Annotated in this window: 17 protein-coding genes; 2 read left to right on the top strand and 15 right to left on the bottom strand. The window is 47.3% G+C overall.

Annotated features, from left to right (window positions below; genetic code table 11):
* Window positions 1–14: 14 nt before the first annotated feature.
* From AC0VYE_RS06575 to AC0VYE_RS06560, 4 genes are all read right to left on the bottom strand, one after another.
* Window positions 15–1,154 (bottom strand): response regulator, encoded by a 1,140-nt coding sequence (locus AC0VYE_RS06575; protein WP_076269784.1) that lies wholly within the window; start codon window positions 1,152–1,154, stop codon window positions 15–17.
* A 67-nt stretch (window positions 1,155–1,221) separates the two neighbouring features.
* Entirely contained in the window at window positions 1,222–9,765 is an 8,544-nt protein-coding gene (locus AC0VYE_RS06570; RefSeq protein ID WP_475446851.1) for a cadherin-like beta sandwich domain-containing protein, read from the bottom strand.
* Between the two features lie 238 nt (window positions 9,766–10,003).
* The gene (locus AC0VYE_RS06565) at window positions 10,004–10,822 is read right to left on the bottom strand and encodes a PPK2 family polyphosphate kinase (protein WP_475446849.1); all 819 of its coding nucleotides are present in this window, start codon (window positions 10,820–10,822) and stop codon (window positions 10,004–10,006) included.
* A 22-nt stretch (window positions 10,823–10,844) separates the two neighbouring features.
* A complete protein-coding gene (locus AC0VYE_RS06560) occupies window positions 10,845–11,531 on the bottom strand; it encodes a M50 family metallopeptidase (RefSeq protein WP_475446847.1) in 687 nt (228 codons plus the stop codon).
* Window positions 11,532–11,649: 118 nt separating this feature from the next.
* Here AC0VYE_RS06560 and AC0VYE_RS06555 point away from each other — a divergent pair, with 118 nt between their 5' ends.
* Window positions 11,650–12,465, top strand: coding sequence for an alpha/beta fold hydrolase (locus tag AC0VYE_RS06555; RefSeq protein ID WP_475449461.1), 816 nt, complete (start codon window positions 11,650–11,652; stop codon window positions 12,463–12,465).
* A 37-nt stretch (window positions 12,466–12,502) separates the two neighbouring features.
* On the opposite strand, the gene AC0VYE_RS06550 is transcribed toward AC0VYE_RS06555, so the two are convergent.
* The 10 genes from AC0VYE_RS06550 to AC0VYE_RS06505 form a co-directional block, all read right to left on the bottom strand.
* Window positions 12,503–13,144 carry a hypothetical protein gene (locus AC0VYE_RS06550; protein WP_076269778.1) on the bottom strand — a complete coding sequence of 214 codons (642 nt, stop codon included), beginning with the start codon at window positions 13,142–13,144 and terminating at the stop codon, window positions 12,503–12,505.
* Between the two features lie 192 nt (window positions 13,145–13,336).
* Window positions 13,337–13,867: a type 1 glutamine amidotransferase domain-containing protein gene (locus AC0VYE_RS06545; RefSeq protein WP_441910814.1), complete on the bottom strand. Its 531-nt coding sequence runs from the start codon at window positions 13,865–13,867 to the stop codon at window positions 13,337–13,339.
* Between the two features lie 69 nt (window positions 13,868–13,936).
* On the bottom strand, window positions 13,937–14,800 hold the full coding sequence (locus AC0VYE_RS06540; RefSeq protein ID WP_076269776.1) for an STM4011 family radical SAM protein: 864 nt from the start codon (window positions 14,798–14,800) through the stop codon (window positions 13,937–13,939).
* On the bottom strand, window positions 14,797–16,095 hold the full coding sequence (locus tag AC0VYE_RS06535; RefSeq protein WP_475449459.1) for an STM4012 family radical SAM protein: 1,299 nt from the start codon (window positions 16,093–16,095) through the stop codon (window positions 14,797–14,799). The genes AC0VYE_RS06540 and AC0VYE_RS06535 overlap by 4 nt, the downstream gene beginning before the upstream one ends.
* A gap of 74 nt (window positions 16,096–16,169) precedes the next feature.
* The gene (locus AC0VYE_RS06530; RefSeq protein ID WP_475446844.1) at window positions 16,170–16,955 is read right to left on the bottom strand and encodes an STM4013/SEN3800 family hydrolase; all 786 of its coding nucleotides are present in this window, start codon (window positions 16,953–16,955) and stop codon (window positions 16,170–16,172) included.
* Window positions 16,956–16,961: 6 nt separating this feature from the next.
* Window positions 16,962–18,188 carry an STM4014 family protein gene (locus tag AC0VYE_RS06525; protein ID WP_475446842.1) on the bottom strand — a complete coding sequence of 409 codons (1,227 nt, stop codon included), beginning with the start codon at window positions 18,186–18,188 and terminating at the stop codon, window positions 16,962–16,964.
* Window positions 18,188–19,027 carry an STM4015 family protein gene (locus AC0VYE_RS06520; RefSeq protein ID WP_179089872.1) on the bottom strand — a complete coding sequence of 280 codons (840 nt, stop codon included), beginning with the start codon at window positions 19,025–19,027 and terminating at the stop codon, window positions 18,188–18,190. Before AC0VYE_RS06520 ends, AC0VYE_RS06525 begins: the two co-directional genes overlap by 1 nt.
* A gap of 146 nt (window positions 19,028–19,173) precedes the next feature.
* Window positions 19,174–20,025: an SDR family oxidoreductase gene (locus AC0VYE_RS06515; protein ID WP_475446840.1), complete on the bottom strand. Its 852-nt coding sequence runs from the start codon at window positions 20,023–20,025 to the stop codon at window positions 19,174–19,176.
* Between the two features lie 139 nt (window positions 20,026–20,164).
* Complete coding sequence (locus AC0VYE_RS06510) at window positions 20,165–21,934, bottom strand: ABC transporter ATP-binding protein (RefSeq protein WP_475446838.1); 1,770 nt, start codon at window positions 21,932–21,934, stop codon at window positions 20,165–20,167.
* Window positions 21,924–22,733: a MerR family transcriptional regulator gene (locus tag AC0VYE_RS06505; RefSeq protein ID WP_430057342.1), complete on the bottom strand. Its 810-nt coding sequence runs from the start codon at window positions 22,731–22,733 to the stop codon at window positions 21,924–21,926. Before AC0VYE_RS06505 ends, AC0VYE_RS06510 begins: the two co-directional genes overlap by 11 nt.
* Window positions 22,734–23,081: 348 nt before the next feature.
* On the opposite strand from AC0VYE_RS06505, the gene AC0VYE_RS06500 reads away from it, so the two are divergent.
* Complete coding sequence (locus AC0VYE_RS06500; protein WP_076269769.1) at window positions 23,082–23,378, top strand: hypothetical protein; 297 nt, start codon at window positions 23,082–23,084, stop codon at window positions 23,376–23,378.
* 187 nt (window positions 23,379–23,565) lie between these two features.
* Here AC0VYE_RS06500 and AC0VYE_RS06495 read toward each other — a convergent pair whose 3' ends face one another.
* Window positions 23,566–25,758: an alpha-galactosidase gene (locus tag AC0VYE_RS06495; RefSeq protein ID WP_076269768.1), complete on the bottom strand. Its 2,193-nt coding sequence runs from the start codon at window positions 25,756–25,758 to the stop codon at window positions 23,566–23,568.
* Between the last annotated feature and the right edge of the window lie 27 nt (window positions 25,759–25,785).

Genomic DNA, 25,785 nt, shown 5'->3' with positions numbered 1-25,785 from the left:
CCTAAATTCACGTCTTACTGGGATAATTGATGATATAAATCCGTCGTTTGCCTCTCAGGAATGACTCCTAGCTCCTGCAATAATAATTGCGCATAGGTTTCGTAGCAGCGGTTAAGCAATTCCGTATCCCCTATCTGAGCATAACCTGCAAGAAGCAATCTGCAAATTTCATCTGAGTATGGGAAGCTGATCTGAGCAGTCGTCAGTCTCTGGATAGCCGACTGAGCACGGCCTTCCTCCAGTTCGTATCTTGCCATACTGCTAACCAGCCGAAAATAACGATGCTGCAAATTTATTCTTTTGGTCTCTGCCCACGCATAATTATGATCCTCCAAATAATCGCCTTTATAAAGAGAAATCGCATGCTCATACCGACTCCAGTTATCCTGAAACTGATAAGGGAGCTCAGCTACTGTCTCCTCAAACTCAGCTACATCGGTACGAATGGCAGCATACGGGAGTCGGTAGCTCTCACCTTGATACTCTACCGTGAAAGAAACTCCCCACTCACGCAGAAGCCATCTAATGCGTGAAACGGAATGATGAAGATAGGTAACCGCCTTGTCCAGCTCATATTCCCGCCAAAGCGTTTCAATAAGCCGCTCTCTCGTAACCCAAGCCCCCTCCAAATGAAGGAAATAAGCAAAGAGCTCCTGCGCCTTTTTCGTTCGCCACTTCACCTTGCCGTTTAAAGCAGCCCCGCCTACAAGCTCAAGCCGTTTAAAGCATCGCACTGAAAGCTCATTTCGTTCTGCTAGAGCTTCGAAGCTTTGTGCTTGATTGTTCAAAAGCTTCGCATATTCCTCAATACGATCTATCGTTTTTCCAATTCTCGCAGAATCGACCGGCTTCAATAAATAATCCAGCGCATGCAGCTCAAATGCTTCAACAGCATACGCTGAATAGGCGGTTACATAAACGATTCGTATTGCAGGGTACAACTCCTGTATACGTTCAGCTGCTTCAAGGCCGTTCATCTCGGGCATGCCGATATCAAGAAACGCGATATCGGCATAACTGCGAGCAAGGTGGTCAAGTCCCTCCATAGCAGAGGTATACTTGCCCACAACTTGAACCCGGCCATCTGCCCTCAGCAATCGTTCCAGATGTATCAATGCCGGCTCCTCATCATCCACTAATATTACCTTTAGCATTGATCCATGCTCTCCTCCTTCCATTGTTATTTCTCAGTGAGCCTTCTGCTATCGGTATGACCTAGTATTATTTCATTTTTACGACTCGAACTTGTCCATCTGGCAGCTTCTGCACATATCTAGAAGCCGCTTCAATATCTAACATAGCCCAGTGTTTTGGCGCGACATCCGGCCAGCTAGAGCTGACAGTTTCCTGCGGCACTGGACGGTTGAAGATTGCGTTGAGTACACGAACCGCTTCTCCGCGAAGCAGCAAGCCATTCGGACGGAAGGTATGATCCGGATATCCCTTCATAAACCCTGCCTCTGCAACAGCAGCAACTTCATTTGATGCCCAGTGTCCCGTTAAGTCTGTAAAATCCACCTTGCCAGTACCGCTTAGGGACAGCTTGTTCCAACGAGCCGCGATAACCGCTATCTCTGAACGAGAGACTCCGTCGCCCGGTCTAAATTTGCCTTGCTCGTCACCATTCATAATACCATGATTTCTGAGCAGCGTAATCGCTTCTTTTGCCCAGTGGTCGGAGACGACATCGCTAAACTCAGGCAGCTCCGTTTCATTAGCATTAGGCGCAGTTTCTTCCAGCAGGCTGGCGTTTTTCTTAAGCTCTTTGGCAAGTATGACTGCAAGCTCCGCACGAGTAATCGTTTTACTTGGACGGAAGGTTCCATCCGGATACCCCGTTACATAAGGCTCATAAAGTTTGTCCTTCATAAGCCGAACGACAGCAAAATTGCTGAATTTAGCAACATCAAATGCCATACCGTTCACGATTCCTTTTGCATCATATTGAAGTGTTCCTGGCTGGAGCACCTTTTCTCCATCGCTGTGCTCAATGTAAACCGCTAATTGCGCCTCAAGCTCCTTCGCAGCTGCACTGTCCTTTGCAATCTCAAGACCAGCTATCGGCAGTACGATGCGAGTAACACTATCCTTATAGTTCGTTTCAATTGCAGTAGGCTGGCCTAGCAGTTCAGCATCCCTGCCGCCCAACTGCTTCTTAAGCTTCTCTTCGCCAAGCAGCCTGTCATAAATTTGCTTTTGCTTCGCTTGTTCGCGAATCGGTACAAAACGGAGATAAAGCTCAATACCCGTTTCCTTGATATGACGAATCGTCACTGGCGATAACGTCAATTCTGCTGTTGGCGTTGAGATGATAAGACTAATTCCGCTCTCGGCTAATGCGGCAACTGCTTTTGACGGAACATTCAGCTTAATCTCATCGCTCGGATTATTAAGTAGATTCGTAATAACGATGCGAGCCGCATTCTGCTTCTGCAATTTCATCTGTGAAACAATTTCCTCCGCCTTAGCAAGCGGAATATTAACCGTATCTATTTTGCTGCCATCTCTAGCAACCGTTCTAGTAATGGTTACATTTGCTATTGCAGCATTTGAATCCCCAGATGCGACAGTCGCTAATCGATCCGGCGTTGCATACGTTGGTTTCCGAACGATTTCAATCGAATATTGTCTTGAGCTGCTGCGGTCAGCAGACTCAATTCCAATCACAATTAGATTTGTACCCACCTTTAAACTTACAGTCTGATGCACGCCTTTCTCAACTGGCCTACCATTTATGGTCAGTATAGAATCAGAATTTGAGGTGTTGGCAAGCACAGTCACATTCGCGTCTTCGATCTCTGACTTCAGCTTATAGCTGAGCCTGCTCGCAGAGAATGCCGGCAGCAAGTCTATTCCAGAGATAGATAGCTCTGATAACGATGGCGCTGCTGCTGCAGAAGCTGATTGCTTGATAACAGCAAGCTTGTAAGTCGCAACAGTACCATCCTCTGCTGTTACATCCAGTTGAACAGGTTGAATTCCGCTGCGCAAAGGAACAACATGCGTTCCTCCGCTGCCGAGGTCAACTTCGCTATCTGCTATACGAATGACTGCACTCGGACTAGCTGCTTCTACAGCGATGCTTAGAGCCGCAGAATCGGAAGGCGCTATGATCTGGTAATCCATCTCATTTCCAGCAAAATCTCTCGTTAGCACTCCTCCGCTTACCGTTAGCTCCTTCAATTGCGCATTGCTGTCCTTCGCACGAATAACCTTAACATTATAGGTTTTATTCTCTTGTCCATTTGGCGCAATAACCTGAACGGCTACATGGGTCTCTCCCACCTGTACCGGCACAGAAATTCCAGCTTCACCAAGCTGCTCGCCATTTACACGGATCGTAGATCCTTGCTTATAGGCCTCAGCCGCAACATTTACCTCATTCGTATTATTTTCGACATACACGCTATAAGCGGTGTCCGCTCCATTAAATGCTGGTTCTGTCAGCAGCTCCTCTGTCCCTGCCCGCATCGTGAGGCTCTTCAGAACAGCGACTTCCGACGGCTTGCTTCTCAATTCAATCACGTATGTCTTTTCGCTTGTATCTGCTCCCGATACCTTCACCTGCGCTGTAGTTATGCCATTGCCAATCGGAGCCTCAAGCTCTGCGTAGCCCTGTGCGTTCAACGGCACATTGTTCACTGTTACAACAGAATCTATTGCAGCAGCAACAGCATATAATCGGACCTTGCCTTCTTCTACAATCGACTCATATCTACCTGTCAGATCCGGATGGAATGGTTGTGATAGAACGCCCTTGTCCAGCTCTAACGCCGCTAGATCAGAAGGCTTCACCTTGGACTGCTCCTCGGTCTCTGTTCCCTGCACCACATCAAATCGATATTCGACTCGATTGCCGACTTCATCTTCTACTTCAACAATGACAGTATGAAGGCCAGCTTCATCCCACACAATCGGAGCAAAATAATTAAATTTCCCTTCTGCGTTCACTGGAACAGCTCGTCCATCAACGGTCAGCAAAGCGCCTATTTCCGTTTGACCAACCATAGGGATACGGCTGCCATATACGACCTGCCCATTGAGAGGCTCACGAACAAGATTCTCGTTCTGCTTGCCTGCCACATACAAGAATGGCTCCGTACGGTCTACGTACAATTTCCTATAATCAGAGCTGTAATCGCCGCGCTCGTTAATCGCTTCAATTTCAATCGTATAATCAAGCTGCTCTAGCGGCTCATTTGTTTCTTTGCCTAGAAGCAATTCATTCAGATTGAACGATACGACAGCACTGGCTTCGGTATCCTTGGACTGCAGCAATTCCCCGTTTACGTAAAGATTAACCTTTGCTGCTTGATCACTAGTCAGCTCTACACTAACCTCTTCCGCAGCTGTGTTAACCATAATCTCCTCTTGCTCATCATAGCTTTTGTATGTGCTGGTCTTCTGCTTAGCACCGAAAGTATTAAAAGCAACGTTTAGTTTTGCCCGTTTCGGATTAGGCAAGAACGCCTCTACATTAGCTGACACAGGACTAACGACCACTTTGCCATTTTGCTCGCCAACCGCCATCGCATTGATGGTGTAGCTGCTCTCCGGCTTGTATCCAGATATAATGACGTCCTGCCAATCTCCGGCCATAGGATCTGCTCCGAATGTATCCGTTACAGTTTTGCCTTCATCATCCTTATAGCTGACCGTCAACTGGTAATATTCTAGTCCCTCGGCCTTAATGGAAGGAAAACGCAGCGTAAGCTCGCCGTTTCCAGTTGAAGTAATCGCAAGCTGCTTCGGCTGAGGCAGCATGACTTCAGCAGTCAGCTGTACAGGCTCAGACGTTACCGCAAACAGCGGTGCAATTTCTTCACCTTCCGCCACCATAGACAACCAGTATTGACCCGGCATAAATTCATCCGGAATGTCAATCGTTTGAATGCCTGATGCAGGAAGATCCTTCAAAATAATCGGCCCGATTGCCTTATTGGATTGATCGGTTACCATTAAGCTTACTTTGGTTCCCTGCTTGGCATGGTCCACGTTCCATTTTACTTTGAAGCGATTCGTGCCTTCTGTCTCTGGAACTGCACTAAATTCGCTAATTTCAGTTACAGGATCGAGCTCATACATGCTTGCTTGAATAGGCAGGGAGGAGCGAATCTCCCATTTTCCTGTTTGTTCAATATCAGCAGCGACATAAAGCATATCCGCCTCTGCAACAAAAGGCAGATTCGATGTAAATGTCATATCGCCGTATCTATCGGCTTCCTGATCTTCCGCTGCAGCTGCTGCTTGCAGCACCGCATTGTAATTTTTGGCATTCTCGTCCTCAAAAACAACCGGAATGGCTTTGTTATCCGGTGCAATAATTTGGGTATTGCGAGAACCACCCGTTAACATAAACATATATCTGCCTGGCTTATCGATTTGTAAACTCGTCGTGTACTCTGCTGTTCCATTTGAGAAAAACGGAATTAAGCTGTCGTATTGCTCATCACTGCGGAAGGCACGTATGGTCACGAATTGTTTGCCGCGAACGGTCCAAAGACCCGCTTCCTCTTCCTCCGCTTGCACCAAAATCGTCCATTTTTGTTTATCAGCCTCATAATATGCATTCCAGTTTGATTCGCTGCGATCCGTTTGCAGCGGAAATAGCGAGCCATCTGGGCGATACAGTACCGCAGACTCATTCGCCTGATCGATTTCAAGCAAGGTCTGACCGCTTTTTAGGTTGACTTCAGTACGAAGCTCACCGCTTGTTATCCAGTCTTTCAGCTCCCGAGTCGTGGTATGCTCTCCAAGAGCAAATACCTTAGCCGGCGTTTTCTGTCCTGCTTCAAGCAGCCATTCGCCCGGCTGAGCTACATCGATCAACAGGTAAAGCTTGCCGCTTAGTGGATCGACATAATGATTCCAGCCTGATTTAAGTGAATCTGATTCCAGACCATATTCACGGCCATCTGGCTTGTACAATTTCACAGCGCCTTTAGGCTGGTCAAGCTCTACCAGCTTCAAGCCGCGCTCCATCATATCTATTGCTGTAAGCTTCAATTCAGGCGCTGCCGCCCATCGTGCTGCCAGCTCAGTAAGACTGAGCGATTCATTTAGAAATGTAAGCTCGTACAATTCCACTTGCAAAGACTGCGATGCAGCCAGCTTCCAATCTTCATTCGCTGTTAGTTGCAAACGGATATACGTTTTATCCTCATCTTCACGATATACGGCAGAAATAGCACCATTACCAGCCTTTTCCGTCTCAGGGAACTTGAGCGATGCCACGCTTTCATCCGGACGAATGATTGAAAGATCTTCCTGCTTGCCATCCAGCACTAGCAGCGCTTTGAAGCTATGATCTGCCTGCAATGTGTATTGAATCTGATCCTGCTTCGTAAAGCTGGCTTGCGGTGAATTCTCACGCAATGCAGCCGTAAACTGTCCCAATAAAATACGTCCGCTTGCAGCCGTATCTACGCCTATCTCACCCTGCTGCAGCACATCCTTCTGAAGCTTCAGCATGTAACCTTTATCCTCTGTGAGCAAAGGATTCGTAAGAGGTGTAAAAGAAGTATCCGCGAATGCGCTTGTGAACAGCAAAGCACTGCTGTTTAGCAATGGCATCGAGCGAGCGCTCGGCGGCTTAACCATATTTCTTTTCATTCTCTCAATTTCTCTCTTCATATCCTTGCTCGCGCCAAGGCTGAAGTCGAAGCTGTTCGGAGCAAACATATATTTGGCAGAACCACCGAACCAGCCTGAACCAACCGATCCAAAAATCTCACGATTGTTTACGCCGACATCAATGCCGCCAAAGCTTTTGCCGCCGATAACCGACACCCAGTTCGGTATTTTTATGCGTGCACTAACAAAACCTGCATAACCGCTGTTTGCAAAATATTGCGCGAACAGCTGACCGACCACAACGTCTACCAGATTCAAGTTCGCATCCAATCGGAAGCCTGCACTGCTGTACTCTTTAAAGCCCGCTGCATTCCAAATCGTCAGAAAATCCAAATTCGCAACCGGAACCCAGTAAACAGCCAGCTCTCCGGATGCTTCAAAATGATAACGCGATAATCCTACGCTCAAATTGTTGCCGTTCACCATATTGTAGCCTTTGATCTCAGGCGCAATGACATCTGATGCACCGCCAAACGCTTTCAACGTAAACGGTACTTCGCTCTGGCTCGCTAGATTCGAAAACCCGCCGCCAAGACGAGTGAGCTGTGCCCCCGTCGAGCCAAGCTTGATTTTGCGGCGAACGCCAAAGCTAAGCGCATCAAGCTTCCCGCGTTTGAACTGAATATCCGCTTCAAATCCAACCTTCTGCTTGCGCAAATCGAAGGAGCCTCCCGCACCATAGAGCGGAATGCGTGTATCAAGCCGAAAGTTGAGCTCAGCACCCTCGAGCGGACCTGCCTCAAACTCGCCAGCAATACTGAATTTACCCGCAAAATCGAACCGTTCGCGCTTGAACTCTAACGCTTCAATTTCCGATTCGCCTTTAATTTTGGTCGTTCCTGCACTGAAATCTACTTTAATATCCCCGCCGAGCCTTACCCCGCCAGCTATAAAAGTAATTTTCTTCAATGTAATCGGCAAATTCAAGCTCAAATAATCAGATTGCATATCACCAGCAAGTTCGATAACGAACTCAGCTGAATTAAACTCAAAGGAGCCAAGGAACAACGTATACATAATGCCAGCTTTTTCAACATAAAGCCGTCCGACACCCGTTACATACGTATCTACACCCGTCTTATCAATCGTCAGGCTCGTTCCTTTAAATTTAATATATTCATTCAGCATGACCACTTGATTCATATTGTTTAGCTTATATATACCAAGCTCCGAGGGATTCTCCGTGAACGGCCCTCTAATCGCCATTTGACTAATATCTTCATTGTCCGAATCTGTGCTAGGAATGATAATTTCATTATAATCGCGCGGCTCATATACGCCGGTTGAAGTAATAAGCAAAGCGCTTGAGAGAACAAAATCATCGTAAAAATCGTGATTAAGCTCCAAATCATATTTGCCATCTGGCAATTCATCCGTCCAAGTCAGCTCAAGCTCCTGATTATTGCGAACGTTTGGCGTCAACGGATACAACTGCCCGCCTTGGCTTTTGAGTGAATAATGAATATTTGAAGCTGGCTTTCTCCACAAATTGGTGATGCCCTCTCCGACGACGACCAGCCTCTTCTTATCCTTCGTATGCAGCACCGATGGTGAAGCACGGTCATAACGCAGGTCTGGAACCACCATAGCCGGGTCCTCAAAAAACTTGAAAGTAGAAACTGCGCTGTATGCCGTCCCCACAACATTTGTCGCATACACGCGTGCTTCGTAGTCGACCTGCCACTTCAAGCCGTTAAGATCAATGGTGACCGCACCAGCCTCAGCCGACAAATGTGCCTTCTTCTGCCATGTGGTTTGACCCGCTTCACGGTATTCTATCCCAATTTCGCTGAGCGCTTTGCCTTTCACATTAGCAGAGAACCTTGCTAGATCATTCGCTTTGTTGTTCTTGTCCATCAATATCGTTGGTGATCCCGTTATGCTTACGATCGGCAAGGTAGGCAAAGGATTGCCGAATGTAAACGTCTCATTCGTTAGTCCTCCCCATTCATGGTTTCCGCCGAATACGACAAAGTTATAGCCATCATACGCCATGCTCATATAGCTGCCTGAGCCTGGACCGCCCTCTATGCCGCCGCCCGGCCCTTTGCTTTTGCCAGACCATACCGACCAAGCGCTCCCGTCCCAGCCGAAAGCAGCCTTCTTCCCTTGATCATCCTGCGGATTTGCGATAGGGCGTTTTTTGTTTGGCGTAACCGCACTAGTGCTCGGGTTAATCCAATCGAACTCACCACCATAGAAGACGACTCTCCGTCCATCGTAGGCCATCGCTTGCCCCCAGCGGCCCCAGTCCTGCGCTTCAACCTTTGGAGCGCTGTCATTCCATGTCGTTCCGTCCCATACCCATAGCGTATTCGAACTGATTTGATAGGCTGTACCGCGAATTTCATCACCAATATTACCGCCATAAAGCACGGCATACTGCCCGTCATAAGCCATCGAGCCCGAATAAGTGGCCGGAGGGCTTTGGGCAGGTGTCCGCTGTTCCCAGCTTGTTCCGTTAAAAATCCAAGTATCAGCTAATCTGTTTTTAGTAGCTCCAGACAGCGTATAACCGCCGAACAGCACCAAGTTTTGTCCATCATAAGCAAACTGAGCGCCAGCACGTGCCGACGGAGCTGGAATGAGCAATGGTTTCCACTGCAATACCTCACCATGCCACACCCAAATATCGTTCAAGACGCCTGAAGCACCCTCGCCTCCGAACATCACGACGCGCTCTAGGTTAGGATCATAGGTTATTGCCGCTCCTTTACGGGCAGTAAGGCCACTTGGCACACTCGAGTCAGCGAGCTTTTGCCATTGCTTGGTTTCGCCGTCCCACAGGAAGTTATCCTTCAGCAGCCCGGAAGTGCCTTCGCCACCGAACATAATGACCTTTCCGTTCTTTTCATCAAATGCCATAGCAGCCCCCATACGCGGGCTAGGCTTAATGTTCGATTCTATTTTCTCCCATCCATAATCGGAGAACTTATCAGCAGCACCGGCAACAGCCAAAGACTCTAGATCGTAGGAGGAGCTTGTTACTGTAGGCTCTTCCACCTCTGTGTCAGCCGATTCCTGAGCGAATATTTGCTGCCCCGACTTGCTTGGATAAACAGGATAAATCGATGTAAGCAGCACCACTGCGAGCAGCATGCTGACTACTCTGACAAATGGTTTATGTGTCATAAAAAAAATCCCTCCTGAGTCTTCTATCATCGTTGATATAGCAATAAATACCATTATAGTAGTTGGCTCTGGACATCTTCTAAACATATTTCGACATGTTTCTCGCTCTCAATAACAAGATAAATAGGAAAGCTTCCTTGTGGATCAAAAGGCAGCCTACATCTTATAAATACAAAAAAGGCAGCCCCGCACATGAAGCCATGTGTTGGACTGCCATTCTTTATCAATCATCTGCAAGCTATGCTTCTTCTTTCTTAAGCTCCTCCAAAAAGGGCTGGAGCTCAGGTCTTGCTGCCGGATCTTTCAAATCAAGGCTCCGCAGCGCATCCACCGCGATTCGAAGCACCGCATAATTGCGATACCAGCGATTATCGGAGGGGACGACATACCATGGCGCCGCTTTGCTGCATTTTTCAAACAGCTCCTCGTAAATCTCGCTGTACTGCTTCCAAGACTTGCGTTCCTTTAAGTCGGACGGGTCGAACTTCCAATTTTTTTTCGGATCTTCAATTCGGCTTATTAGTTTCTCCAGTTGGAACTGCTTCGAGATGTGCAAAAAGATTTTGACCACTTTCACCCTGCTATCGGCTAAAAGAGCTTCAAAATGATTGATATGCTTAAACCGCTCCTTCGCTTCCTCGCTCTTTACCGTACCATGGATTCTCGTGATCAAAACTTCCTCATAGTACGAACGGTTAAATACAGCTATCTGGCCAAGGGCAGGCACGGCAACATGTGCTCTCCATAAGAAATCATGCTGCGCTTCCTCCTCTGTTGGCGTCTTAAAGCTATGAGCAGAAATGCCCTGCGGATGAAGTCCGGCAAATACTTTTTTAATTACACCATCCTTGCCGCTGCAATCCATGCCTTGAAACACAAACAGCACGGCATGCTCTTTGCTCGCGGCAAGTTTTTCTTGCAGCTGCTGCAGCTCAAGCTCAAGCTCCTTCACTGCCTGAACGACTTCTTCTTTATTTGAAAAGCGCCCCGTATCCTTCGGATCGATGTCCTTCAGATCCACCTTTTTCTTCTCGGGCAGTTTGTAGCTTTTGGACATTTGCTCACAGCCTCTCCAGTGTTTATTTACTTATTAGTATCCCACCAGCGCCTCTCCTAAACAAGCTGCTGGTCGCTGTTTTGGCACACCAGAGCGAGAAGAAGCAGAACAAAGCGGACCACACAAAGGCAGGTACACCGGTTACGTCGCTTAAACCAGCCGCATCCCCAGCTGATGCGGGCTCCGTAATCGCAAGATAGAGCAGCACAAATGGACTAATAATGGATTCCACTAAACAAATAAAAGCGATTAGCAAATAATAAAAGTCTCTGAGCCAGCGAGGAGCAGCAAAATAAATAAGAGCCGTCAATGCTAGGAAACCCGCGCTCCAAGCCATGCCATAATCATTTCGAACAAAAAGCGCGAGCGCCACTCCCGCTGCTATCGCAACGATCGCGAGTCCAAAACGAGCTTTTCCTTTTGCATATAGAAAGAAAAGCAACAGCGAGAACAAAGCTGAGCCCGTATAGCCGGCAAGCGCAATCGGGATTAGCATCCAGCTGTCCGTGTACGAGGTATACGTCACTCCGCTTTGGTCAGCGTACAAATAAATATGCAAGACGCTTCCCTTAAGCAGCAAAGCTGCAAGCGCATGGGCAAGCTCGTGGACTAATGTATTCACATTTTGAAAAAAAGCCGAGAACGGAATGAACCTAGTTAAAAAAGCAGTAACGATTATAATAGCCGTCATTCGCAACCAAGAAAACATGCTTTAGCCTCCAAGTCATATACCGCTATTCTAACTCTTCTTACGTATGAAAAAGATTTATTTTTCAAAAGATGCTAATACGGGTAAGTAAAAGTATAGACGCGAGAGGAGAGATATGATGGGACATTATATTGAGGTTGAGAAAAAAGTTAAACTTTATGTTGAGGATATAGGCTCCGGCAGCCCCGTTATCTTCTTGCATGGCTGGCCGCTGAACCACAAAATGTTTGAAGCTCAGTTCACTCTGCTATCCGAGCAAGGTTATCGCTGTATTGGGATTGATCAACGCGGCTTCGGCAAATCCAGTGCTCCCGCAGCTGGCTATAGCTACGATCGGCTTGCAGATGACGTAAAGGCTGTTATTGATTATTTGAAACTGGATCAAGCCTATCTCGTTGGTTTCTCAGTAGGAGGAGCAATTGCCGTCCGCTATATGGCGCGCCATGGCGGTTACGGCATTCGTAAGCTCGCGCTTCTAGGCGCAGCAGCTCCCTCATTCACGCAGCGTGAAAATTACCCGCATGGCATGACAAAAGAGGAAGCGAATGATCAAATCGCTGCAATCAAACAAGACCGTCCGCAGCTGCTCCGTGATTTCGGCGAGAAATTTCTAGCCGATCTAGAACCAAACGCCATCAGCCAGCCATTCAAAGATTGGCTGCAGCTGCTTGGCTTAGAGGCATCCGCATGGGGGTCAATCCATACGTTCGAGTCGCTGCGCGATGAGGACTTGCGGAAGGATATGCTGCAAATCAAAGCTGCGACGACGATTTTCCAAGGCAATCTGGATCAAATATGTCCGCCAGAATTCGCCAAGCAGCTGATTAACGGCATTGACGGCTCCACGCTCGTTACGTTCGAGCAAAGCGGCCATGGCATGCTGTTCGACGAACCAACTAGATTCAATGAGGAGCTGCTCGAATTTTTGAAATAAAAAGCAGAAAAGGAGCCGGAATAATCGGCTCCTTTTTCTACATGTTATGGAGCTCAGCTTGCTCTAGCTTGTATTTATTCAATAAATGGTGAAAGCGCTGGAAATCGCTTGAAAGAACTTTTATTTTCCGTTTGATCCTCAGCTTCCGCTTATGATCCTTGTCTTCGAGCATAAACTGATCAATATTTTTATCCAGCTTCTCCCGAAGCGTAAGGATAATGCCGATCGCAATGTGCGAGCGTTCCATCTCCTGTAAATCTGCAGCAAGCGCTTCGCCAAGATGCTCCATTGTTTGCTGTTGAATCGTTAATGATTTATCAATTATGACCTGCTCGGGTGTAAAGTCCTCACGAAACTCCTGACCGGGTACATCATCCCAAAACAGGTTCCATTCTTCTAACTGCCCAACCTCAAACAATAAATATTTATGAAAACCGCATAACCATGCAGTACAGCTTGTATTTCGCAATTGGCAGCCTACACCATCGAGCAAATGGCGGCAATCGCGGCAGCATGATCCGCTGTTAGCTATACAAACCTTGCAAATATGATCGGCTCCCCATTGCTGCAAAACGGTCATGCCGTTATCAATAAGGCTTGTCCTGCTCACTGTAGAAGGCCGTTGAATAAGGGGGCGGTTTGCTTGATCTGTATGTTCACCCTGCTTCATGTCTGGCATTCAAGCATGCTCTCCTTCCTTACTAAACGTATATATACTAAAAAGTATACCCTACTTGCAATGCGATGACCAAGTTCGCTCCAGCAAAATATGCAATGTGATACAAAAAAGGACTGTCCCAGATCCGCTTGGATCTAGTGAGACAGTCCAACCTGCTTGCGCTTTCGCTATAAAAACGAAAGCAATTTCAAACTACCAAGCGTTTACGCCAAGCTTTACAAGTGTCTCCCGAATGAAAGCAGGCTCGTCCTCTGGCGTACGCGAAGTAACAAAGTTGCGATCAACGACAACTTCTTTATCGACAAAAGTCCCGCCGGCTGCTTCAATTTCTGCGGATAAAGCAGGATAGGCCGTTAAAGTGCGTCCCTTCAGCAGGCCAGCTGCCTCCAAAATTTGCGGACCGTGGCATATTGCCGCAATGGTTGTGCCTGCTTGATCTGCCTTTTGAACAAACGCCTGCACATCCGCATTGCCCATAAGATGAGACGGCGATTTTCCGCCTGGGATAATGATCGCATCGTAGTCATCTGCATTAGCTTCCTCAATGGCCAAATGCGAAGTGTACGCAATGGTCCCCTGTTTTCCTTTTAACTCGTCATTGCTCTTCAAGCTAATAATAACGGCATCATGTCCGTTCTTCGCCATTTCATCATAGGGATTTTTCATTTCGGAATCTTCGAAGTCGTCCGCTAGCAGAAATGCTACCTTTTTTAGTGGTGTCATATGGTGCACACTCCTCTCATGATTCAAGCCATGATTTACTTTACCCTATTTCGATAATTTTGAAGCAAGCTATCGCGCATAACCTGACGGTATGCGTTCTAGCAGACGATCACCGTAAACCTCGCCCAGCTTCAGTTCGGGCATATGAATATAGCCAATGTAGCACCCGCATTTCTTCATCGTGCAAGGACGCTCAGATGCTAGACCCTCAAGTCCGTCACGATAGAGATGGCCGATAACCTTGCGATCGCTATAGCAGCGTTTGACAATGCCAGCCCCCTGCACATAAAACACATGTGAGCCAGCGCCGCATGGTTTGCCTAAACTATCGTAATCGGGTACGTTCAGCTGGAAATGCGGGTCAATTTCGGTTAAATAAACAATCTCATTCTCTGAATAATAATTTTTCTGATCCTTGAAGGCGTTGACCCACAGGTATACATCCTCTGGCAGCAGCTGCCGCAGCTGCTTAATCGCGCCGAAAGCCGAGCGTATCCCAACAGACCCGACACTAAAAGGAATTCCCTGCTCATACAGCCTCATGCACTGGCTTAGGAAAGAAGCATGGCTCGTTTGTCCAGGATGATAGGTAACCCAAAAGGCTGCCTTGCTCCGGTCGATGTCGTTCGTCCAATCAAGCTTGACGGATAAATTGGTCTGGACAGCTACCTTCTCGATATGCGGCATATGGGACAGCTCGATCATCGCCTCACGATACCACCGATGTACGAGCGCTTCGCCATAAGGATTGAAAAAAATCGAGAGCTGATGTCCGGAGCTGCCTTGCTCCCGAACCCAGTCCATAAAGGCATGAAGCTGCTGCTTATCCTTCGCAAGCGTCGCTTTGCTGTCCTTTGTTTTGCTGAATGGGCAATAAGGACAGTCATAATTGCATGATGACAACGCGCCGCGGTAATAGAGCACAGCCTTCATCGGATGACGTATCCTTTCATAAGCTCTCTTACTTCGCCCGAAATAAACTCGTCGCCAATCGCATCCGAATAAGCCATGCCTTGAGTCGTCAGGCGAAGAGTATCCTCCTGAAGCTCCGCCAGCTCCAAATGGATCAGTGTCTGCAAATCAGGATGATCGGATAGCGCATTACTCTTGAATCGCTCCTCGTACGTGTGTAAGATTAGCCCTTCGCGGTGCAGTAAAGCTTTCAATATAAACCTGCGCTTCTGCTCCGCTTCATTCAGAATAAAGCCGTAATCGGCCTTATCATAACGCTCTGCAGCAACATATTGTTCAATAATGCTGCGCGTTGCCGCTGCGCTCACGCCATAACGCGATGCATAATGTACATCGCGGGTGTAAGAGCGCGCTCCGCAGCCAAGCCCTGCCATGCCTTCCTCCTGACAGCTGAAGGGCAGCACGGTTTTATGATCAAACGATGTATCTCGAGCGAAACGCCTCATCGAAAACTGCTTATAGCCTGCCGCTTCCAGACGCTGCCGCGCAATATGGTAAAGCTCCAGTCGAATATCCTCTCCTGCGCTGCGCATCTGCTCCGGCTTTATAATGGTGTTCTCACGCGTATAAAGCGGGTATATAAATATCTCGCCAGGCGCATAGCTGATCGCCTTCTCCAGTGAATAGAGCCATGTATCCACGGTTTGCTTAGGCAACCCGTAAATAAGATCGACATTCACGAGCGGAAACGAATAGGACATCAACGTTTCCAGCGCCTCTTCCGCAAGCCGCGGCTTCTGCGGACGATAGATAGCTGCTGCTTCCTCTTCAACGAAGCTTTGAACACCCATGCTGATTCGATCAACATAGCGATCCTTAAGAACGCGCATGCGGTCAGCCGTTACCGTTTCCGGCGACGTCTCGACCGATACCGATGCCTTCATCGGATCAAGGCCCATTGTATTCTCTGCTATATCGAATAGACGGTTCAACTGGGGAGCCGCAAGCAAGGTTGGCGTCCCGCCGCCAATCGCAAATCGCGAAAATGTTTTGCCTTTAAACCAAGGCGCCCACTGCTCCGCCTGCCGCTGCATGGCATCTATATACTGCTCATGTACGTCTAAACGACGATCAGGCAGCGTGAACAAATTGCAAAAGCCGCAGCGGGCACCGCAAAAAGGAATATGCATATACAAAAAATAATAATCGGTTTGATCCCGCTCCCACATCTCCTTAAGTGACTGCGCGGGATGCAAATCACGGTAAGCTGTCTTATGGGGATAGGAATACAAATAGGAACGGTAAGGAGCCGCCATCCAGCGCTGCTCCTGCTCCTTAAGCTCCGGAAAAGATGGTAGCGAAGATGATTTTTGCAAGCTGCTTCTCCTCCTTATTCCAAAATAAATTCGCGATACGGCACATTCCAGACAACCTCGTGGGCGAGCCGATGCCCTTCATAGCCGTCCTCGCCGTAGGCTGTTCCATGATCGGAAAACGCAAGACATAATGTTTTCCCTCTGCGCCGCATAGCTTCAAACAATGGGGCAAGCTGACTATCAACATAACGAAGCGCGGCACGCTGTGTTTCCACGGAATCCCGTTTGGCGCCATCTACAAAATAATGATTAGGTCCATGCATGGCTGATATATTCATGAACAGAAACAGCTTCTCGGCGGGATCCGATCTCTCCAGCAGCTTAAGCACGTGATTCACTTGATGCTCCGTCGAACGCGGATTCGTTACACCGAATGTCATCCGCCAATAGCTTTCTTGAAAATAACTAGGCAGAACCTTGGCTAGCTTATTCTTTTTCGTAAAAAAAATGACGCCTCCGATGCAGATTGTTCGGTAGCCCGCCTCCTGCAAGCCGGATACAAGATCCGGAGCGTCAAATAACCATGTATGAGGGTGCGTCTTAAGCCCCGTATTTTTTGTATGAAACAATCTAATATGAGAAGCTTTGTCCGTATTTGCAGGAGTAGGCAAAAAACCGCCAAAAAAAGCATGATGGGCAGCATAAGTAAAGCTGCCCGGCGAATGCCTCTTCTCCCAGCCTCCACTTCCGCAAAGGTTCGGGCAATTCTTTTCCTCAAGCTTCGCAGCGTCATAACGCAGCGTATCAAGCGTAATCATGAGTATATCGTGAGAACCTACAATTTGGTTCATATCTAACATTCGTATCTATTCCCCTCTAAGCAGCTGCTGCATTTGCCATTCATAGGTGTTCATTCCCTCATACTCGGCGCCGTACAGCAAATCACCAAAAGGATTGATGTCTATCGGATAGGTCATGCCGCTTCCTCTTTGAACGAGCACATCAACGCCTGCCGCAGAGCAGCCGGGAAAAGCTCGGAGCGCGGATTCAGCTGTTCGCTGCACCGCTGCCATTACTTCTGTAGATAGCAGTTGATCGGCATCCATCCTCCGTTCGTTGCGCAAATGAAGATTCGTAATTGGAGTGCTGCTTAAACGGAGTACCGTATGACAAGCCTTACCATCCACAACAAGCTGCCGTACATCAAACGACTTGCTCTCGAAGCTTTCCTTCTCAATCCATCGTTCAATATGTGCGCCTTCCCGGCATACCCAATCGACCATTCGCCGAATGTCTGAGCGTTCCCGGTAACGCCGCAGCTTGCCTTCGTTGAAATAGCAAATGCCGCGGGCCCGTTCTTCTATGCCGATGGTCGTGATAGCCAGTTCATCGCCTGTACGAGGATTGATCTGATAGGCAATAACACCAGAAGCGCCCGATCCGCAGGCAAGCTTAATAAACAGACGCCTCATGCCGCTTGCAGCAATCGCCGCTTGCAGTTCATCGTAATTTTTTATGCTTCCTGTAGGAGCAGGAAGAGCCGGCATGATGAGTCCATGACGTGTGAGCAGCTGCCAACAGCTTCTTTTGTCAAACATATTAGCTACGCTTCCCGGCGAGTTTACCCAGCTTGCGGAAACGCCTGATGCTTTAACCTCTGTATGCATCGCAGCAAGAAATCGGCAGTACCCGCGGTACCACTGTGCTGGGTAATAGATTCGTCCATGCTCCAGCGGCAGCTGCTGCGCTTCCTCCGCGGATATCGAAATATTGTGCGGCAGAGAGCCCGCTGACCAGAATAAGTCATCGCCGCTTCGGTCAGCCGCACCCCATGCGATCAACTGTCGTTCAACAGCTTGATCCTCACCTGGCGCATCTAGCCGAATAATGACCTTATCGGCTTCTGCATAATCTCGCAAAATATCTTGAATAAACACTGTTCGCTTGAGCAGCTGCTCATAGGAGAGCACAACAGCAGGAGCGAGCCCCTGCTTCTTTCTTGCTGCCTGCAAGCCGAATGTTCGTTTGTTAGACGGATTTCCGATGAGCAAATAAGGAGCTTCGGCAACGCCGTCGTTTATAAAATGATCCATTATTCAGTAAGGAACGGATAACGCCAATCATCTTCATCCGTTTCCTGCTGGTCCGTCACATCTACTGACAGGCCTGCTTGCTTCCAGCGAAGCAGCAGCTCATCCGACATATAGTGGTAGCTCAGGTTAAGGTGCTTCAGCTTCTTCACACGCTCGCTTGCAAGCAGTGCCTTGCCTCCTTCATCGGATAACGTGCCGTAAGAAAGATCAAGTATTTCCAACTGGTCCAAAATCGGCGCATCCGCGATCGCAATTGCGATTTCGTCCTGAATTTCACTATCCTTCAAGCCTAAGTATGTAAGCTTTGGAAATAGATCACCTTGCAGCAGCGGCATGACATCCTCTATTCCGCCGTCAAAACCGTAATCATCTACGCCCAGATAAAGCTCAAGCTTCTTCAGCTCAGGCAGCTTTGCACTCGTTATTTCCTCTAGCACAGACTTCGGAAGCCCTCCGCAAATAATAACGAGCTCTTGCAGCTTCTCGTGTACAAGAGGCTGCAAGCTTAACTCTTGGCTGCCCTTGATCGACAATGACTGCAAATTCGGGAATGCCGCAAGCAGCGGTGAAAGGTTCGTCTGATTAATCCAGGAAACCTCACATTCCTCAAAACCCATATCTCCAATAAATAATTTCGTTAAATTAGGAAAAGAATCTTTGTGGCTGATCAATGATTCCAAGAAGCTGTCCGGAGAATTCTCATACGCCTGACCCCAATCGCCAATCGTTAGTATAGACAGCTTCTCGCCATCTGCGCTAGATGCCAATTTTTCAATCAGTTCAGACATCCTTACGCCTTCTTCATACTCGTCATAACCTACCGATAAGCGAATTTCAATCAAGATGATCCCTCCAATAGTTTCCATGTGAAGTTAGAGTACCATGGACTTTTTCGATGCGTCAATGGTCTCAGGGTCTTATCTGTCTTGGCTACATAAAAATAAAGCCGAGCAGCGCAGAAAACAACGCTCTCAGCTATTTGAATTTAGTGCAGTGCTTTGCGAAGTACAAATTCGATGAGTCGCCAAGGGAACAGCTTTTTCATAACAAAAATCATCTTCGCATCATTTCCGCACACATAACGAAGCTTCGGACGGCGGGATTGGCAAATGTTCACGATCGTGTTCGCAACCTGAATCGGATTAGGCGCATTTTTCTCCGACTTTTTATTGAATTGATTAAAGCGCTCAATCATTTTGCTGTAAGGGGAGTTTTGTTCCGCACGAAACACATGCTTTGCTGCAATGCCAGTATCGTAAGTACCGGGTTCTACGAGTACGACCGGGATAGAAAATGGCAGCAGCTCTAGCCGCAGCGCTTCACTAAAGCCCTCTAATGCAAATTTCGAGGCCGAATACGCACCCGTGTTGGAAAAACCAAGAATGCCTGCTCCGCTGCTGACATTAATAATTTTGCCTTGGCTGCGAACTCGCATATGTGGCAGAACCGCTTTCGTAACAGCAACGGTACCAAAGAAATTCGTTTCAAATTGAGCACGCCAATCCACCATCGGTATTTCCTCAACGACGCCCATTACGGCATAACCCGCATTATTTACGAGCACGTCGATTTTGCCCCAGCGCTCCATTACCTGCTCAATGACTTCCACGATGTTGTCAGAATCGGTAATATCAAGCCTCATTATTGCAATATGATCTAGTACGCCGTTCTCTTTTGCTTTTGCAAGCACTTCTTCCTTTTTCCCGATGTCCCTCATTGTTGCAATTACAAAGTAGCCCTCTTGCGCTAAGCGAATCGACGTCAAAAGCCCAAATCCACTGGATGCTCCCGTAATCAATGCTATAGGTCGTTTGGTTACTTCTGCTACATTAGCCATCCTTAAGCCACCTCAATTCCTAGGAATGGTATACAATAACCTGTTGTATTGAGTATAGCTTATCTGGACAAAAATGACTTGGATACCCGTTGGAATCACATTAACGTTGCAGCATGCTTTATTGTCGCGACTAACCTAACTACTCAACACTAAACTGCTGCTGTACGAGCTTAGCATATAATTCATGGTTCTCCAGCAGCTCCGCATGGGTGCCCTGACCCGAAATTCCACCTTTCTCAAACACAATGATTTGGTCGGCTCCACGAATCGTTGAAAGTCGATGGGCAATGACTAATGTCGTTCTTGCCGTCATAAGGCCCTGAAGCGCTTCTTGTACTTGCATTTCCGAATCGCTGTCGAGGTGAGCCGTCGCTTCATCCAGCAGCAGTACATCAGGATTTCGCAAAATAGCCCGGGCAATCGCCAGCCGTTGACGCTGGCCTCCCGAAAGCTTAACGCCTCTTTCTCCAACCTCCGTCTCATAACCTTCAGGAAGCGAATCGATAAAAGTTGTCAAATTCGCTTGACCGACAGCTTCCCTGATTTTCGCCTCGCTCACATCCTCCAGCCCATAAGTCAGATTGTGTCGAATCGAGCCTTGCATCATCGGGCTATCCTGTGAAACATAAGCAATCCGCTTTCGCCAATCATCCAGCGCCATGGACGCGATCGGTTCCCCGCCATATGTTATGACGCCCTCGGTTGGATTATAGAACCTCTCCAGCAGCGAGAACAGCGTTGTCTTGCCTGTGCCGCTCGGGCCTACAAACGCCGTTACTTGTCCCTGCTTCACTTGAAACGAGAGCGAATGAAGCAGCGGCCGATCCTCCGAATATCCGAAGCTTACCTGTTCAAATTTAATATAGGAATGATGATCTTTCTCGTGAAGGACAGCTGCCGCAATCTCATGGCTGGACTGTTCCTCCTTCTCATTTAGCAGCTCCAAAATACGTTCTGAAGCACCCATTGCTTTCTGGAATTGCGTGAAGAACGAAGCCATCTGCGTAAACGGCATAACAATTTGGAACATATACAAAATGACAGCAACCAGCTCTCCGCCCGTTAAAGTGCCCTGTGCGACCCTTACACCGCCATAACCGATTAATATAACAAGTATGAGCAGCATCACCGTCATCATTAAAGGGGTTACGATTGACATGATTCGGGCTTCCTGCAAGCCAAATGTAAACAAATGCGAGATTCGCTTGTCGCCTTGACGATTTTCTACCGGCTCAGCAAGCGATGCCTTCACAAGCCGAATGTCGGAGAGCACACGGCCAAGATCGCCTTGAAATAATGCAGTTTCATCTTGCATGGATTTGGATACTGTGAACATTTTGGTGCCTAGCGGCCATAGAACAAGAAGTGCTACCGGAACGGCAATCAGCATAAGCAGCGTGAGCTTCCAATCAATCAGCAGCAGGAGAATCACGCCGCCAATAATAGATACAATTCCTCCAAAAAACGATATGACATGCCCGATGATAAAATCTTTGATCACATTTGTATCATTCGTAACACGGCTCATCGTCTCGCCGGAATTGTTGCGATCAAAAAACGGTACTGGCAGCTTTATCACTCGGTTCCATACTTCACGTCGCAAGCCTGCAATAACATACTGACCTACATAGGACATCGTATAGACCGAGAAACCAGACATAATGGTCTGAATGAGAAACACGGCTCCAAGCACAACAAACGTCATCGTTTGGATGGTCGATTGCGATAACTCCTCGACTAAATTTTTCGTCAATAAAGGGATGAGCAGCGAGAGCAGCGTCTCTCCGAGTCCCAATACAACGGCAACGATAATTAATAACTTAGCGGGTCTATGCTTTGCGATCAGCTTGAAAAATTGTGAAACGCCAATGGTTGCCTTCGGCATATCTGCTTCAACACTATTTTTCATCGGTTATCCCTGCTTTCAACATTTTCAATGCCTCAAGATGATCGAAAGTAACGGCTAAGAAGGCTTCTTCATCCTTCGTAAACAAATTTGGGAATAAAACAGGATCAAAGGAATGAGCTGGATCGTTCAGCACCTCTAATTGCGCAAGCTCCTCTTCACTAAACCTCTCTAAGACAGGTGACAGCAGCTCCTCTAAGAGCGCAACAAGACTCAGACCGCAAGCAAGCACCTCTTCATCCAGAGGCTGTTTTCCTTGCTTATAAAGTTCCTTTAGCTCCATGGCGAACACCGTTATTTTACTTTCAAATGCCGATCTGATTTCCGAGTCTATTCCTTCCATAAATATCGCATCTACTAAAGAAGGCGGCATTTGCGTTGATAGCCATTCCTTCTGCTGCTGTTCATGCTGAATATGTTGAATAAACACGAGCAAGGAATCGCTGTCGACCTTGCCCGCTCCCTCCAAAATTTTCTGCATCCGTCCAATGGTGTCTATTACACGCTCCAAATGCGCCTGCTTTTTCTTAAGCATCTCATATTGGGAAGCTAATGAGTGCTGCAAGTCCTCCTCCGGCCGCTGCAAATAAGCAGAAATGTCCTCTAAAGAGAAATCCAAATATTTTAACGTTAAAATCTTTTGCAGTTGAATTAAATCCTGATCCGTATAAAAGCGATGCCCATGCGCGTTTCGGCTGGACGGCTTAAGCAGTCCCTGTCGATCGTAATAACGGAGCGTTCGTTCAGTAACTTTTGTCAGTTTCGCGAATGCGCCAATCGCATAAGAAGAACTATTATTCATCTGTTCATCCCCCCTCTTGAACAGAGTATAACCCTTGACGTAACGTCAAGGGCAAGAGGCTTACAGGATGGAATTTATAATTTTATGGAAATATTGTCTACTTTATGTCTTCTTAAAAGGAGTTTATCCTATCCTTTCCGCCCTTGAAAATACAAATTGATAATCGATAATATCATTTATTTGCTATCAAATAATCTATTATTTTGTCGCTATAATTGAATACAAGCCCTAAATTTTATAAATAAAAAACAATTTTCTTCAATTCAAGGGTTGTAAATTATGGGAATTTATATATAATCAATTTGTGACCAAATTGTTACAGCACTATGAACTCAGAGGAGAGAAAGAATGGATAACTATCAGCAACCCCCCGTAAATCCCGGTGTACCAGGATACGGGCATCAACAAAATCAGGAAATGTCGCCTGTCATTACAATTAAAGAGTGGATGCTCACTACACTCATTTTAATCATTCCGATCGTTAATGTTATTATGATGTTTGTATGGGCGTTTGGTGAAGGCAACCCAACGAAGAAAAACTATTTTAAAGCATCATTAATTTGGGCGGCAATCATTCTCGTTATTTACATCATCATTTTTGTTATTTTTATTGCAGCAGCAGCTTCAACTTCTATGAGCGGCTAGTACAATAGTACATAATAGAAGTGAAAATTCGAGCAGAAGTCTGCTCGTTTTGAACAAGGAATAAATAGCGGTACAGGGACGACCCTGCATCGCTATTTTTTTATTCACACCTAAGCTAAAACAAAACAGGGATTACCTCAAAAGTAATGAAATCCACTTTTGAGATAACCCCTTTAGTTTAGATCGTTTATTCCACGGCGAGGAATCGGTATACCTTGCTTGCATAATCGCCATAAAATTGCGGAGTTGCAAGCCCAGCATAAAGCAGCTGATCGCCGCCATATACCGTTTCTTCACCAAGCAGCTTGTAATCGCGGTTCGGATCAAGGCCTTTGAGGCAGAAGCGATTAAGCTTCAGATTTGGCTCTTGCAGAACAGTAACGAACACTACAAATGCTTCTTTTTTGTCCTTGGAAACGAACATCCACGCCGTTTCATTGCCTTCGAACGGGCTAAGCAGACGATAGAAATCTCCGAATTGCACAAGATGCCTTACATCCTTATAAAGAGCAACCTGTTCCTTAACGGTCGTCTTCTCTTCCTCCGTAAATTGAGTAAGATCAAGCTCGTAACCAAAGTTTCCAGATAGAGCAACATTTCCTCTAGTTTCTAGGGATGTTATACGGTTCACTTGATGGTTAGGCACGGCTGATACGTGAGCGCCCATCGCGCTAACCGGATAAACGATGCTTGTTCCGTATTGAATTTTCAAGCGAGATACCGCATCCGAATTGTCGCTTGTCCATGTTTGCGGCATGTAATAAAGCATGCCCGCATCGAAGCGGCCGCCGCCGCCAGAGCAGCTCTCGAACAATACATCAGGGAAAGCAGACGTAATTTGCTCAAGCACGGAATAGAGACCCAGCATATAGCGATGAGCGGTCTCGCGTTGACGCTCTGCAGGCAGAAGTGCTGAACCGATCTCTGTCATATTGCGATTCATATCCCATTTCACGTACGTAATCGGCGCACTTGAAAGAATATCCGATATCGACTTAACGATATATTGTTGAACGTCCGCGCGTGACAAATCTAAAATGAGTTGATTTCTCGCTTGTGTCCGTCTGCGGCCGTCGATATGCAAGCACCAATCAGGATGAGCTTTGTACAGCTCGCTCTCAGGCGAAATCATTTCCGGCTCGAACCAAAGGCCGAATTGCATATCTAGACGCTTCACCCGGCTAACCAAATCCTCTAAGCCGTTTGGCAGCTTTTTCGGGTCAACAAACCAATCCCCGAGCGAAGTTGTGTCGTTGTCGCGTTTGCCGAACCAACCATCATCCAGTACGAACAGCTCGATGCCAAGCTCCTTGCCGGCACGCGCAATATCTTCGATTTTATCCGCATTAAAGTTAAAATACGTCGCTTCCCAGTTGTTGACGAGTATCGGACGTGTTTGATCACGGAACGTGCCGCGAATTAAGCGAGCACGGTACAAATCATGGAAGCTGCGTGACATGCCACCGAGGCCATGCTCAGAGTGTACCATTACCGCCTCTGGCGTTTGGAACTCCTCGCCCGGCTCCAATCGCCAATTAAAGTCGAATGGGTTAATGCCAATGAATAGCCTTGCTGCATGGAATTGATCCACCTCGACGCCAGCCGTAAAATTACCGCTGTACACAAGGTTTACACCGTATACATCGCCGTGATCCTCGGTAGAACCCTCAGCGAGCAAAGCGACAAACGGATTTTGCATATGGCTGCTTGAACCTCTGCGGCTCTCGATCGATTGCAAACCCGGCTCAAGCTTGCGCTTATGAATATGGCGCTCACGAATCCAAGCACCAGAGAGCTGAAGCATCTCAAAGTTGTCATGCGCAAAGTCCAAACTCATACTGAACGCACGCTGTAAATCCAAAGTAGCTGTACCGTTGTTGACGATTCTAGCGGAACGAGTAATCGCATCGTAGTTTTCAAATACGGTATAAGACAAAATGACGGACAAGCCTGTCAGATCATCTTTCAGCGTGATTTCAAGCGTTTGTGCTTCGGAGTCGTTCTCAATATACGTTGCAGGCAATCCAGCAAGTGCCGGCTTTCCATCCACAATGCGGTGCGAATCAAAGCGCAGATCCGTTACTGTTGTTCCATTTGGAAGCTTGACCTGGAATGCAGGCATGCGGAAATCAGAGTTGCCGTATGCAGGATACTCATGCGGAAGCGTATCCAGCGACAGTTCCAATTGGTCCAGCTCTGTGCTAGGCGTGAATGAAGCCCGCTCCTTAAGCTCAAATAAACGCTCCAGCTGCACGCCGCGAATTTTTTTGCCCCAATAGACATGTGCAGGATATCCTGATTTCGTAATATGGATAACATAGCTTGTATCCTTCGCTTGCAGGTGGAATACCGATAGCTGTTGATCATATTGAATAGACAAAATAATAACCTCCTAAAAGTTTATATA

Source organism: Pristimantibacillus sp. Z349TD_6, assembly GCF_056173205.1.
The sequence above is the reverse complement of the archived record's forward strand: the minus strand, read 5'-3'. Positions and strand labels throughout refer to the sequence as shown.

Excerpts from the sequence above, each read along its gene's own strand:
- AC0VYE_RS06575 (WP_076269784.1), bottom strand. The coding sequence starts at position 1,154 with ATGCTAAAGGTAATATTAGTGGATGATGAGGAGCCGGCATTGATACAT.
- AC0VYE_RS06570 (WP_475446851.1), bottom strand. The coding sequence starts at position 9,765 with ATGACACATAAACCATTTGTCAGAGTAGTCAGCATGCTGCTCGCAGTG.
- AC0VYE_RS06565 (WP_475446849.1), bottom strand. The coding sequence starts at position 10,822 with ATGTCCAAAAGCTACAAACTGCCCGAGAAGAAAAAGGTGGATCTGAAG.
- AC0VYE_RS06560 (WP_475446847.1), bottom strand. The coding sequence starts at position 11,531 with ATGTTTTCTTGGTTGCGAATGACGGCTATTATAATCGTTACTGCTTTT.
- AC0VYE_RS06555 (WP_475449461.1), top strand. The coding sequence starts at position 11,650 with ATGGGACATTATATTGAGGTTGAGAAAAAAGTTAAACTTTATGTTGAG.
- AC0VYE_RS06550 (WP_076269778.1), bottom strand. The coding sequence starts at position 13,144 with ATGCCAGACATGAAGCAGGGTGAACATACAGATCAAGCAAACCGCCCC.
- AC0VYE_RS06545 (WP_441910814.1), bottom strand. The coding sequence starts at position 13,867 with ATGACACCACTAAAAAAGGTAGCATTTCTGCTAGCGGACGACTTCGAA.
- AC0VYE_RS06540 (WP_076269776.1), bottom strand. The coding sequence starts at position 14,800 with ATGAAGGCTGTGCTCTATTACCGCGGCGCGTTGTCATCATGCAATTAT.
- AC0VYE_RS06535 (WP_475449459.1), bottom strand. The coding sequence starts at position 16,095 with ATGGCGGCTCCTTACCGTTCCTATTTGTATTCCTATCCCCATAAGACA.
- AC0VYE_RS06530 (WP_475446844.1), bottom strand. The coding sequence starts at position 16,955 with ATGTTAGATATGAACCAAATTGTAGGTTCTCACGATATACTCATGATT.
- AC0VYE_RS06525 (WP_475446842.1), bottom strand. The coding sequence starts at position 18,188 with ATGGATCATTTTATAAACGACGGCGTTGCCGAAGCTCCTTATTTGCTC.
- AC0VYE_RS06515 (WP_475446840.1), bottom strand. The coding sequence starts at position 20,025 with ATGGCTAATGTAGCAGAAGTAACCAAACGACCTATAGCATTGATTACG.
- AC0VYE_RS06510 (WP_475446838.1), bottom strand. The coding sequence starts at position 21,934 with ATGAAAAATAGTGTTGAAGCAGATATGCCGAAGGCAACCATTGGCGTT.
- AC0VYE_RS06505 (WP_430057342.1), bottom strand. The coding sequence starts at position 22,733 with ATGAATAATAGTTCTTCTTATGCGATTGGCGCATTCGCGAAACTGACA.
- AC0VYE_RS06500 (WP_076269769.1), top strand. The coding sequence starts at position 23,082 with ATGGATAACTATCAGCAACCCCCCGTAAATCCCGGTGTACCAGGATAC.